This window comes from Acetobacter suratthaniensis (assembly GCF_017377745.1).
Classification (GTDB): domain Bacteria; phylum Pseudomonadota; class Alphaproteobacteria; order Acetobacterales; family Acetobacteraceae; genus Acetobacter; species Acetobacter suratthaniensis.
In genome coordinates, this window is the sequence record NZ_JAFVMG010000007.1 from 59,041 (window position 1) to 70,721 (window position 11,681).

The 11,681-nt window shown below is 58.7% G+C and carries 10 protein-coding genes; 5 read left to right on the plus strand and 5 right to left on the minus strand.

Features of this window, described 5'->3' with window-relative positions:
- The first annotated feature begins 18 nt into the window (after window positions 1-18).
- Complete coding sequence (gene atpD, locus J2D75_RS08150) at window positions 19-1,491, plus strand: F0F1 ATP synthase subunit beta (RefSeq protein WP_207854281.1); 1,473 nt, start codon at window positions 19-21, stop codon at window positions 1,489-1,491.
- A gap of 28 nt (window positions 1,492-1,519) precedes the next feature.
- Window positions 1,520-1,930 carry an ATP synthase F1 subunit epsilon gene (gene atpC / locus J2D75_RS08155; RefSeq protein WP_207854282.1) on the plus strand — a complete coding sequence of 137 codons (411 nt, stop codon included), beginning with the start codon at window positions 1,520-1,522 and terminating at the stop codon, window positions 1,928-1,930.
- 82 nt (window positions 1,931-2,012) lie between these two features.
- Here atpC and queF read toward each other — a convergent pair whose 3' ends face one another.
- On the minus strand, window positions 2,013-2,483 hold the full coding sequence (queF, locus tag J2D75_RS08160; protein WP_207854283.1) for a preQ(1) synthase: 471 nt from the start codon (window positions 2,481-2,483) through the stop codon (window positions 2,013-2,015).
- Window positions 2,484-2,603: 120 nt separating this feature from the next.
- Here queF and rnd point away from each other — a divergent pair, with 120 nt between their 5' ends.
- Window positions 2,604-3,824, plus strand: a complete 1,221-nt coding sequence (rnd, locus tag J2D75_RS08165; RefSeq protein WP_207854284.1) for a ribonuclease D — start codon at window positions 2,604-2,606, stop codon at window positions 3,822-3,824.
- Window positions 3,825-3,857: 33 nt separating this feature from the next.
- On the opposite strand, the gene J2D75_RS08170 is transcribed toward rnd, so the two are convergent.
- Entirely contained in the window at window positions 3,858-4,856 is a 999-nt protein-coding gene (locus J2D75_RS08170; protein ID WP_207854285.1) for an adenosine kinase, read from the minus strand.
- A gap of 202 nt (window positions 4,857-5,058) precedes the next feature.
- On the opposite strand from J2D75_RS08170, the gene J2D75_RS08175 reads away from it, so the two are divergent.
- Window positions 5,059-5,766: a bactofilin family protein gene (locus J2D75_RS08175; protein WP_207854286.1), complete on the plus strand. Its 708-nt coding sequence runs from the start codon at window positions 5,059-5,061 to the stop codon at window positions 5,764-5,766.
- Between the two features lie 75 nt (window positions 5,767-5,841).
- On the opposite strand, the gene J2D75_RS08180 is transcribed toward J2D75_RS08175, so the two are convergent.
- From J2D75_RS08180 to J2D75_RS08190, 3 genes are all read right to left on the minus strand, one after another.
- Entirely contained in the window at window positions 5,842-6,438 is a 597-nt protein-coding gene (locus J2D75_RS08180; RefSeq protein WP_207854287.1) for a GcrA family cell cycle regulator, read from the minus strand.
- A 120-nt stretch (window positions 6,439-6,558) separates the two neighbouring features.
- Complete coding sequence (locus tag J2D75_RS08185; RefSeq protein ID WP_207854288.1) at window positions 6,559-7,413, minus strand: tetratricopeptide repeat protein; 855 nt, start codon at window positions 7,411-7,413, stop codon at window positions 6,559-6,561.
- Between the two features lie 63 nt (window positions 7,414-7,476).
- Window positions 7,477-9,882 carry a TonB-dependent receptor gene (locus J2D75_RS08190; protein ID WP_207854289.1) on the minus strand — a complete coding sequence of 802 codons (2,406 nt, stop codon included), beginning with the start codon at window positions 9,880-9,882 and terminating at the stop codon, window positions 7,477-7,479.
- A gap of 407 nt (window positions 9,883-10,289) precedes the next feature.
- Between J2D75_RS08190 and J2D75_RS08195 the strand changes: the two genes are divergently transcribed.
- On the plus strand, window positions 10,290-11,666 hold the full coding sequence (locus tag J2D75_RS08195) for a GGDEF domain-containing protein (protein ID WP_207854290.1): 1,377 nt from the start codon (window positions 10,290-10,292) through the stop codon (window positions 11,664-11,666).
- Window positions 11,667-11,681: the final 15 nt, after the last annotated feature.

The following is an 11,681-nucleotide window of genomic DNA, read 5'->3' on the forward strand; positions in this document are numbered from 1 at the left end:
CCCCGCAGGAGCTGACCCATGTCGGATACCACAACCCAGACCCAGGCCCCTGCGGCCACGAAGTCCAATGCCGTTGGCCGCATTACCGAGATCAGAGGCCCGGTCGTTGACGTGCAGTTCGAAGGCGAACTGCCGAACATCCTCAACGCCCTGCACGTCAAGCTGAACGACCAGATTCTGGTTCTGGAAGTGGCGCAGGAAATTGGCGAGCACGAAGTACGCTGCATCGCCATGGATTCCACCGACGGCCTTACCCGTGGTGCGGAAGTGACCGACACCGGTGCGCAGATTTCTGTTCCCGTCGGGCCGGAAACTCTGGGCCGCATCCTGAACGTGATCGGTGAGCCGATCGACGAAAAGGGCCCGGTGCGCACGACCCGTCGCGCAACGATCCACCGCGATGCCCCGGCGTTTGACGAGCAGGCCGCTGCCTCTGAAATTCTGATGACCGGCATCAAGGTTGTCGATCTGCTCTGCCCCTACCTCAAGGGTGGTAAGATCGGCCTGTTCGGTGGTGCGGGCGTCGGCAAGACCGTTATTATTCAGGAACTGATCAACAACATCGCAAAGGCGCATGGCGGCGTGTCCGTGTTCGCCGGTGTTGGTGAACGTACCCGTGAAGGCAACGACCTGTATTACGAAATGCAGGACGCAGGCGTGATCAAGCTGGCTGAAGACGGCGCGACCGATGGTTCCAAGGTGGCGCTGGTGTTCGGCCAGATGAACGAGCCGCCGGGTGCGCGTGCCCGTGTTGCCCTGACCGGCCTGACCATGGCTGAATACTTCCGCGACGAAGAAAATCAGGACGTTCTCTTCTTCGTGGACAACATCTTCCGCTTCACGCAGGCGGGTTCGGAAGTGTCCGCTCTGCTGGGCCGTATTCCTTCGGCCGTGGGTTACCAGCCCACGCTGGCGACGGAAATGGGCGCCCTGCAGGAGCGTATTACCTCCACCAAGAAGGGTTCGATCACCTCCGTTCAGGCCGTTTACGTGCCTGCCGACGATCTGACCGATCCGGCTCCTGCCGCGACCTTCGCGCATCTGGATGCCACGACCGTTCTGAACCGCTCCATTGCTGAAATGGGCATTTACCCGGCCGTTGATCCGCTGGACTCCACCTCTCGTGCGCTTGACCCCCAGATCGTGGGTGAAGAGCATTATCAGGTGGCCATGGAAGTGCAGCGTATCCTGCAGACCTACAAGTCCCTGCAGGACATCATTGCCATTCTGGGCATGGACGAACTGTCCGAAGACGACAAGCAGATTGTGGCACGTGCGCGCCGCATCCAGCGCTTCCTGTCTCAGCCGTTCCACGTGGCTGAAGTGTTCACGGGTGCGCCGGGTAAGCTGGTCTCGGTTTCCGATACGGTTCGCTCCTTCAAGGCCATCTGTGCGGGTGAATATGATGACCTGCCGGAAGCCGCCTTCTACATGGTTGGCAGCATTGAAGAAGCCATCGCCAAGGCGGAAAAACTGAGGGAATCGGTCTAACGGCCGATTTCTGGGAGGAGCATCGTTCATGCCGGTCCTAATTGAGATCATCAGCCCTGAAAAAGTGCTGGTGTCGCGTGAGGTAGATATGGCCGTTCTGCCCGGCATGGAAGGCGATATCGCCGCCATGCCCGAGCATGCGCCCATGATGCTCCTGCTGCGTGGCGGTGTCGTTGCCCTGCATGAAGGCGATGTGGTTACAGATCGCTTTTTTGTTGCGGGTGGCTTTGCCGATATCACGGCTACGCGCTGCACGGTTCTGGCGGACAAGGCTGTGCCTGTCAGCGAGATTTCGATCGACAACGCCACAGCCCAGCTTGAGGCGCTGTCCGAGATCTGGGACAAGACCGACAAGACGGACATGACCCGCCTGAGCGCGCTGCAGGATCAGATTCTGGCAGTGCGGGCTGAAATTGCCGCAGGTGCCGGTACGGTCTGAGAACCGCACCACATAGTTTAAAAAAAGCCACCCGAAAGGGTGGCTTTTTTGTTTTGGGCCTGTTGCCCGCGCCCGCGTGTTTTCAGCCGCGCCCGCGATAGCTTGGAACATCCTGCGCGGGAATCCAGACTTCCTTCGGGGCTTCGCCTGTCTGCCAGAAAATATCAATCGGGATACCACCGCGCGGATACCAGTATGCCCCGATACGCAGCCAGACAGGGTTGAGCAGATCAACCAGCGTGCTGGCAATCTGGATCGAGCAGGCCTCGTGAAAAGCGCCGTGGTTACGAAAGCTCGTCAGGAACAGTTTGAGGGATTTGCTCTCCACAATCCACTGGTCTGGCACGTAATCAATGACGATATGGGCAAAATCCGGCTGACCGGTGATCGGACAGAGCGAGGTAAATTCCGGCGCGGTAAAACGCACCATGTAACGCCTGTCACGGTAGGGGGTCGGTACGCGTTCCAGCACGGCGTTTTCGGGGCTGGAAGGGGCCGATACCGACTGGCCAAGCTGGGTCAGCGCGGTGCTGCCATCATCTGGTCTGCTCATGGTTCTCTCCTCGGATGCTGTTGCCTGATGTCGGGGCACTTGCGGGCCAAGTCAAGTTTTCCCGCAGGGTGGATGAGGGTTGCGACTGTCGTTTTTAATGGGGCTGGTGTATGAGAGGGCATGGCCAGAACAACTTCTCCCGTTTTTCCGCAACCACGACTGGTTTCCTCCACACAGGCGCTGGAAGAGGCACTTAAGCCGTTCCATACCGAGCGGTATGTGACCGTCGATACCGAGTTCATGCGTGAGAAGACGTACTGGCCGGAGTTGTGTCTGGTGCAGCTTGGTGGCGTCAATGATGTTATCCTGATTGATGCACAGGCCGAAGGGCTTGATCTTGCGCCGCTGGCTGCACTTATGGCGGACCCGGCCGTTATCAAGGTTTTTCATGCGGCACGGCAGGATCTGGAAATTTTTCTGCATCTGTTTGGCGCTCTGCCCCTGCCGGTTTTTGATACGCAGGTAGCGGCCATGGTTGCCGGGCATGGCGATCAGGTCGGGTATGACAGTCTGGTGGGTGCGCTGACCGGACATTCCATCGACAAGAGCCACAGATTTACCGACTGGTCGGCCCGGCCGCTTTCTCCCGCACAGCTGACTTATGCGGCGGGGGATGTAACCTGGCTGCGGGTTGTGTACGAGCGCCTGCACCGTAAGCTTGAGCAGGAGCAGCGCCTGAGCTGGGTGGCGGCGGAAATGGCCGAGCTGGAAGAACCTTCAACCTTCCAGCCAGACCCGGAAAAACAGTGGGAGCGCCTGCGTGCGCGCACCAATAACCGGCGTATGCTCGGGGTGCTGCGTGCCGTAGCGGCCCTGCGTGAGCGGGAAGCCCAGCGGGTTAACGTGCCACGCCAGCGTCTGATCAAGGATGAAAGCCTGCTCGAAATCGCGGCGACCACCCCGAACAGCACCGATGCGCTCGCCCGTGTGCGTGGCGTTGCACGCGGGCTGGCGGAAGGGCGCACGGGGCAGGCTCTGCTGGAGGCAATCCGTCAGGCGCAAGCTCTGCCAGATGCGGAACTGCCGCGCCTGCCCAAAGGCCGTGGGCGTGATGCTGCGCGGCCTCCGGCTTCTCTTGTGGCGTTGCTGAAAGTGCTGCTCAATGCCTGCTGCGAGGCACATGATGTTGCCCCGAAGCTGGTGGCCTCGCAGGAAGAGCTGGAAGCGCTGGCCCTTGACCCCGCACAGGCGCCAACCCTGCTGGGTGGCTGGCGTGGGCGTGTGTTTGGTGATGCCGCCCGTGCTTTGTGCGAAGGCCGTATGGCCCTGCGTGTGCAGGATGGGCGGGTTATCAATGTCCCGTGTGAGGACGAAACCCTGTCTGAACCTGCCCTCGGTTAAGGGCAGGCTCGGGACTGGGGAGAGCGCGGTCGCTCAGAACCCCATTTCTGCCCACAGGTTGGACAGCGGACGCGCACCGTAGTGGGAAATGATTTCCGATGCCGCAACAGATGCCAGCCTGCCGCATTCAGGCAGGGTACGGCCTGCTGTCAGCCCGGCCATGAAGCCCGCCGCATAGGCATCGCCCGCGCCGGTGGTATCAACCACCTGAGTAGGAACGGGGTCTACTTTCGTAAACGTGCCTTCGTGTACGACCACGCTGCCAAGGCCCGAACGGGTCAGAGCCGCAAAAGTGGTGTCCTGTGCGGTATGGCGGGCGGCGGTATCAAAATTTTCCGTTTCATACAGCGCGCAGATTTCATCTTCATTGGCGAACAGGATGTCCACATGCCCTTTGACCAGATCAAGGAAGGCAGCGCGGTGGCGGCCAACGCAGAAGGGGTCTGACAGGGAAAGGGCAACCTGCCGTCCGCTCTGATGGGCAATGGAGGCGGCCCGGCGGAATGCTTCCTGTGCGTGCGGGGGGTCGAACAGATAGCCTTCAAGATACACAATGGAGGATGCGGCAATGACATCGGCCAGCACATCATCCGGTGTAAAACAGGTGCAGGCTCCCAGATAGGTGGCCATGGTGCGCTGGCCGTCAGGTGTAATCATGACAATGCAGCGCGCGGTTGGCAGGTTATCGAACAGCTGCGCATTTAGCGGTTCGGACGGGAAAGCCACGCCGTTGCTGTGCAGATCCTGACCGAACTTTGTTCCGGCTTCGTCCCGCGCAACCTTGCCTAGATAGGCTACGCGTGCGCCAAACTGTGCGGCCACAACGCAGCTATTGGCTACTGAACCGCCGCCCATGACCTGTTCCGGGGTCAGTGCCGCCTGCAGGGCATTCGCGCGTTCAGCGTCGATCAGGGTCATGCTGCCCGGTGTCAGGCCCTGTTTTTCAAGGAAAGCAAAATCGACCCGTGCGAGAATGTCTGTAATGGCGTTGCCAATACCCAGAATATCGTAACGAATGTCAGGATCGGTCATTTTGTTAAAACTTTTCTTCAAAAATGGATAAGTCTGGCTGTTTGGCTAGCCCGCCGCCATAAAAAGGGCAACAGTTGGGGCTACGCAAAGTTTGCCCAACGGTTATCGGCTCGTATAGACTCGCGCCCGACCCGGATGGGCAATGTATGTGCGGACGAACGCCGCCCGGTAAGGCGGGCGGCCTAACGGCAGGGGGACATTCTTGTTCAGACGACGCAAGACTGAAGAAAGCAAACCACCGGAAAAGCCCGCACAGACCGGCGCGCAGGCGCCGCGAGATGCGGCCGGAGCCTCTTCTGGTGCTCCGTTTTCTTCCATTCCAGGACGCCCCTCCCTTTCTCAGGCGGGTGTTTCCGGCTCCAATCATGATAATACAAAGGAGGCCCCCGCAATGGGTCGTGCGCCACTTCCTTCCGGTTCCCCTCTGCCCGCAGGGGCTGGTATTCCGCCGATCCCCGGTGGTGGCGCGCGTGGCGGCCTGCCGTCCCAGCTTGCCGGGCGCAAGGATGCAGCCGAGCAGCGCACCCTTGTTGTCGGGCGCGGGATCAGCGTGCAGGGTTCCGTTCAGGATGCCGAGCGCCTTGTGGTGGAAGGCACCGTTGAATCCAGCATGATCAACGCGACCGAGCTGGTTGTCATGCCCGGCGGTCTGTTCCGTGGTGGCGTGGAAGTCGAAACGGCTGAAATTTCCGGCACGGTCGATGGTTCGCTGGTTGTGCGGGGCAGCCTGACGGTGCGCGGCACCGGGCGCCTTCTGGGCAAGGCCTCGTGCTACCGCCTGAAGGTGGAAGACGGTGGCCAGATCAGCGGTCAGCTTGAAATGCTGCCCGAAAACAGCGGGGCGAAGGCCTCTGCCCCGGCGACACTTGCCTCGGCTTCGGCTGCTTCTGAGACCCCGTCTCAGAGCTGAAAACGCAAAAAGGCTGGCCCGTGGTATTATTCCGGGCCAGCCTTTCTGGTTTGAACGCGATCAGGCCTGAGTGGATCAGGCCATGGTATCGCGGCGGTCGCGTAGCCTGACATATGCGATCTGGGCATGTTCCTCGCAGTAAGGCTTGCCCGGCAACGGTGTTGCTCCACAAAAATGAAAGCCCGGTGTGCCGGGGTCACCGATCGGCCAGCAGCAGGCAGGGCCGCGGCGCTTCTGCGGCTCGGGGTCTGATACGCTGCGGAACGTGGGCTTGGGTTTGGCTGCCGGTTTGGGGGCTGCCTTTTCCTTGCGTTCGACGGTTTCAGCCGGTGCGGCTACTGCTGCCGGGCTGGGGCGTGCGGCAGGCGGCGCGGGCGGCGGCGCAGACTGGGCCACCACGGGAGCCGGAGCCGCCTCACGCGGGGCAGAGGCTGCTGGCTGGGGGGCTGCTTCCGCAGCGGGTGTGGCCGGTTTTTCGGCTTTTTCCGCAGCAGCAACCTTGGGTTTACCATCACGGCGAATGGGCGAAGGACGCGGGGGCAGGCCCAGCCGGTGCGCCTTACCCACAACGGCGTTCTTCGTAATGGAGAGGCGGCGACCTATTTCCGCCGTCGAAAGACCTTCACCCCATAGCTCTTTGAGCTGGGCGATTATTTCGTCGGTCCACTCCATTCCCTGTACACCTTTTCGACCATTGATGACCTAAGCAGCGCAACAGATGCAGCGCGAAGCCATCCATCTTAGGGGGATGGGGGCGGCGGCTCAAGCAGAAAGCCTGAAAGAAGGCATTGTTCAGTCTGCTTTTCCTGCTGAGGTGCAGTCTGGCGTCGGGGATGTGGCGCGTTCGGGCACGATCAGGGCAATCCGGCTTTGCACCTGTTCGAGCAGGGTGCGGGCGGTTTCCTGCTCTTCAGCCGAGGGGTTGTGGGGGTGTGTGGCATCATGTGGGGGCAGGGTGATCATTGTGCTCAGGCTGCGCTCCATCGCCAGAAGAATATCGGATGTGGCGTGGGGCTGGGCCTGTGTCCACCAGTGTAGGGCTTCTTGCCATGCGCCCTGCTGGGTCAGCACGGTGGCGTGGTTATGGCAGCCCCGATAGTCGCCGCCTTCGGCCGAGGCGCGATACAGGGCGCGCGCCCGCTCAGGGTCAGGTGGGACTGTCCAGCCTTCCTCGTAAAAGCGGGCGAGAATATTCATGGATTTGGCATGGCCGTTCTGCGCGGCTTTGGCGAACAGCGCGAACGCCCGGGGCAGGTTCTGCGGCATGCCCAGTCCGCGCATGGTCAGGATGCCGAGATTGTAACGCCCCCATTCATCGTTCTGTTCAGCCGCGCGGGCGTAGTAGATGGCGGCTTGTTCGAAGCTTTTGGGTACGCCCCAGCCAAAATGATGGCACCGCCCCAGCATGTTGGAAGCGGGGCCATACCCGGCATCGGCGGCCATAGTGAACCAGATGATGGCCTGCGCGTGATCTGGCGGTAAAAAGGTGCTTTTGAGGAGCGCCTTGCCCCATAGAACCTGATCGAGATGGTGCCCCCGGCAAGCCCGCTCGTAAATGGCCTGCATGGAGTCAGGCAGGACGAGGGGCTGCGTCAGTGCCTTGCGGCGCTTGCGGGCAAACAGGCGGGAGAAAAAGGAGCGGGACATTGCAGGGCTTTGTCAGGCGGAGCCAGCCTGTGGGGGCTGGCTCCGTAATCGCGGGTCTGTGGCTCAGTAATCAGCCGACAGGTTGAACAGGAACGCCCGGCCGATGGACGGCGTGACACGGTCGCTGAACAGGTTGCTGTAGTTCAGGCGGTTGGCCAGATTGTAGCCGTTCATGGCGATTTTCCAGTGGTTGTCGAAACGGTGCGAGATCACGCTGTCGAATTCCACATTGGCGGGCACGCGGCCAGAGTTGCTTGCGTCCACGAACACCCCTTCACGCCATGTCATGCCGCCACCGATGAGCAGGTTGTAAGCGCTGGAGGGGGCAATTTCGTATGTTGTCCACACCGTGGCCTGATTGCGCGGCACATACTGGAGCTGCTTGCCAATATCTGCTGCGGCACCACCGGTTGTGATGCTGTCGTAGCGGGCATAGGTCGCAATCATATTCCAGTTCCGCAGGATCTGGCCCGATACGCTCAGTTCCAGCCCCTGATTACGCTGAGAGTCGCCGGAGGTAAGAATTTGGCCAGGATTTGAAGAATCCTGCATGGTCGCGTTGCTTTTTTCCAGACGGAACACCGAGGCCGTGAAACCGATACGGTCATGGAAAGCCGAGTATTTCGCGCCCAGTTCATACAGTCGGCTGCGTTCGGGTTTGAAGTTCTGGTTTGTGGTCGTCAGAGGTTCGGAACTGTTGGTGACATACAGGCCCAACGGCGTGGTGGATTCAGACCATGTGAAATACACCATAGCGTGGTCGTTAGGCGTGTACATCAGGCTGACATTCGGGTTGATGGTGTCCTGTGTCTGGCCCATGTATTTGTCGGCACCTTCTCCGCCGGTCATGCTGTAATGACTGATCCAGTGATCCCAGCGGAACCCGGCGCGGATGGAGAACCACGGTGCAACCCATGCCTGTTCAGACAGGAACAGACCGATATCGGTGGCATCACCCTTTTTCCAGAGTTTCTGGCCCGCCGTTTTGGTGTTGACCAGATGGCCGGGGGCGCTAGAGCCATCAACCACGGCCAGACCGGGCACGTAGGAAGAAGGGTTCAGCAGGTTGACGTATTGCCGGGCGGTGGGGTTGTTGTAGGCGTAATTCTTGCGCTGATCATCGACATGCATAATGTCCAGACCGCCGAGCATCTGATGGCGCACGCTGCCGGTATTGAACTTGGCAATGGCTGACAGCACGTTCTGCACCGACCAGTCATCCTGCTGGTAAGGATTGGGGCCGAAAACACCGCCAGTGCGTGAGAGCTTGGCTGCCGCAGCGTTGCCGCCGAAAAAGTCACTATTACAGTTGTAAGATGCGCCGTTACTCAGCTGGCCGTTTTTATCCAGCAGCTTTTTGCTGCTGCACCCCACACCCGAAGCGGAGAAATATCGGCTATAAAGGCCACCACGAGTATCGTTGGAAACGGTGATGAAGCGGTTGGCCTCCCATTGCAGGCGGCCGGTCAGCATGTCTACGGTCGAATTATCGGCATCAAGCGTAGTGCCATACCAGTTGGTGCGGTTTACGCCATATTCTGTAGCCGGTGCACTGTAAGCGGCCTTGGGGTCCTTGACCATCGGCACGCCGTAATCGGGTAGGCGGTTATCGGTCTGGTGGAAATATTCAACGGTATAATTAAGCTTTTTTCCAAGTCCGAAAGTAATGGACGGCGCAATGCCCCAGCGGTGCGAATAGACGGCATTGCGGCCGATCATGTCATTTTCATTGCCCATGCCGGTTATACGGAAAGCAATGGTGTCGGTAATCTTGTGGTTGATGTCGAGCGTGCCGCGATAATAATTGCCGCTCCCACCTGAGAACGAAGCCCGGTAATGATCCTTGGCCGTGGGGGTTTTGGTGACGACGTTGATCGCGCCCCCCGTAGTGCCGTTGCCAAATACCTGTGAGGACGGGCCTTTGATCACTACCACGCGCTCATAATCGAAGCTGTCGCGGGTATAGACGCCAAAATCGCGCAGACCGTTTTCGTAAATATCATTCTGTGCGGCAAAGCCACGGATCAGGAACTGGTCGCCCGCCATGCCACCTTCGCCCTCACCCACGGAGGCGGTAATGCCGGGCACGTTCTTCAGGGCTTCATCAAGCGATTTCACGTTCTGCTGCTGCATGACAATCTGCGGCACCACATCGATGGTCTGTGGTGTGTGCAGCACGTCATCAGGCATGCGGCTCAGGCCGATGGGGGTATGCAGCGTGTTCATGGGGGAGGCGGTTACAACCCATTCCTCCACCTGCGACCCATCCTTGCGGGTGGTGGTCTTGGGGCCGTGACCACCGGCATTGGACAGGTTGGAACTGGCCTGCGTGCTGGTATCGGCAACGGTGTTCTTTTTGGCGGCGGCAGGCTGCTCATCGGCGAAGGCGGACCATGCGTGACACCCGAGGGCCAGCCCTACGGCCAATGGGGTTTTATGCAAATGGGCGTTCAGTCGTGAGACAGCCATAATGAGGGGTTCCATTCAAATATGATAATCATTCTCACTCATGGCGATAGAAGCACTAGGAATGATTCGCAATAACGAGTGGGGCGAAAAAAGCCATCAGAAGGCCGTATTGATAGGAACTGTTGCCTATCAGACACGTTGAACCCGATCGTGCCGAGCAGATGCCATAAAGCGCCGTTTTGTGGCGCTCTGCCCGCCGGGGTAGGGATTCCCGTTGCGGGCCGGGGGCTGTGTGCTAAGATCAAGCCTGAAGGCGATTGGGTCGGTGGTCGTATGGCTCTTTGGGAAAGACATATCATACGCAAATAAAAGAAAATTTTGGCGGTTCCACAGGTGTCTGTTTTCGGAATGCGAAAGTGCCTTCACTTTCACTACGGCGTGGAGCTTTGCGAGGCATACCAGATATTATGGATAAGAATTTCATCTATCTTACGCCGCAGGAACAATGGCGTGACATTATTTTGCAGACACCACAGGATGAACGCGAACATGTCCGGCGACAGGTCGAGGTGCAGGGGCAGGCCTGTGTGGCGTTCTTTTGCGAAGCGCTGCTTCAGCATGCCGATGTGGCGGATTTTCTGGAAAAGGACAGTATCCAGAAATCGCTCAAGCGCAGCCTGTATTACTATCTGGTAACCCTGTTTTCCGCCACGCCCGATCATGTGTCCCGCCTGTGCAAGATACAGATGCGGCTGGGGGCCAGTTATGCCCGTCTGGAAATACCGACCCATATCGTCGCATATGGCTTCTATATTCTGAAAAAGCAGATTCTCGGGCTGTTCACACAGGACGATGTGGGCAGCTTTGATCGTTCAGGACTGATCCTGTACGCCGGGGGCATGATGGACTTCGCGTTTAAGTTCATTATGCGTTCCTATGAAAAAAGCTTTCGCAAAATGGTCGAGGATAATGAGGCGCTGCGCCTTGTTTCTATCGGGCAGGATCTGAGTTTTGAAAAAGAGACGCAGGCACGGACGTTTTTTTCATGGTGCATGCAAACCATGCGCGCCCTGTGCGAAAACAGTTTTGATGATCTCGAAAATCTGGAAGATTCTGATTTCGGCCTGTGGTTTACCCATAAGGGACGCAACCTGTTTAATGGCCGTTCCGAGTTTATGCAGATTCAGCGCGAGATCGAATCTCTCGATACGCAGCTCCATGCCATCCGGCAGGACGGGTCTGTGCCGGAGCGATTTGTTGCGTCTCTGCATAGGAGTATTCGTAAAATCGTTTTCCTTATGGAAAGTATTTTCCATAATATCGAGCAGATAGAGACCGGGCGCGACCCGCTGACAAAAGTGCTCAATCGCCGGTTTCTCGATGTGGTGGTGCAGAACGAAATCTCCTTTGCGCTGTCCAAGAACAAGCATTTCAGTATCGCGCTGTTTGATATTGATAATTTCAAATCGATCAACGATACGTTCGGGCATCTGGCCGGGGATGAAATCCTGTGCTTTGTGGCTAATACGATTACCTCGTCCCTACGGGTGAATGATTACGTTTTCCGTTATGGAGGCGAGGAGTTTCTGATTGTTCTGACAGAAACTGACACCGAGGCCGCGCGTAAATGTGCGGAGCGCATTCGTCTGGCTATCTGTGGCCAGCCCGTAACCCTGCGTTCCGAACAGCAGGTAAGCGTCAGTGTCTCGGGCGGGCTGACAAGCCTGCATGGGCAGACCAATGTCCGCACCTTGATCAACCGGGCGGATCAGGCGCTCTACACGGCCAAGGCGCAGGGGCGTAACCGCATTGTTGTCGGGCATATGCCGCAGAGTGTGGCGTAACCTTTCGCAAGGGGT

What these genes read in the sequence shown, in the direction of transcription:
- atpD (WP_207854281.1), top strand. Translation starts at nt 19, where the DNA reads ATGTCGGATACCACAACCCAGACCCAGGCCCCTGCGGCCACGAAGTCC.
- atpC (WP_207854282.1), top strand. Translation starts at nt 1,520, where the DNA reads ATGCCGGTCCTAATTGAGATCATCAGCCCTGAAAAAGTGCTGGTGTCG.
- queF (WP_207854283.1), bottom strand. Translation starts at nt 2,483, where the DNA reads ATGAGCAGACCAGATGATGGCAGCACCGCGCTGACCCAGCTTGGCCAG.
- rnd (WP_207854284.1), top strand. Translation starts at nt 2,604, where the DNA reads ATGGCCAGAACAACTTCTCCCGTTTTTCCGCAACCACGACTGGTTTCC.
- J2D75_RS08170 (WP_207854285.1), bottom strand. Translation starts at nt 4,856, where the DNA reads ATGACCGATCCTGACATTCGTTACGATATTCTGGGTATTGGCAACGCC.
- J2D75_RS08180 (WP_207854287.1), bottom strand. Translation starts at nt 6,438, where the DNA reads ATGGAGTGGACCGACGAAATAATCGCCCAGCTCAAAGAGCTATGGGGT.
- J2D75_RS08185 (WP_207854288.1), bottom strand. Translation starts at nt 7,413, where the DNA reads ATGTCCCGCTCCTTTTTCTCCCGCCTGTTTGCCCGCAAGCGCCGCAAG.
- J2D75_RS08190 (WP_207854289.1), bottom strand. Translation starts at nt 9,882, where the DNA reads ATGGCTGTCTCACGACTGAACGCCCATTTGCATAAAACCCCATTGGCC.
- J2D75_RS08195 (WP_207854290.1), top strand. Translation starts at nt 10,290, where the DNA reads ATGGATAAGAATTTCATCTATCTTACGCCGCAGGAACAATGGCGTGAC.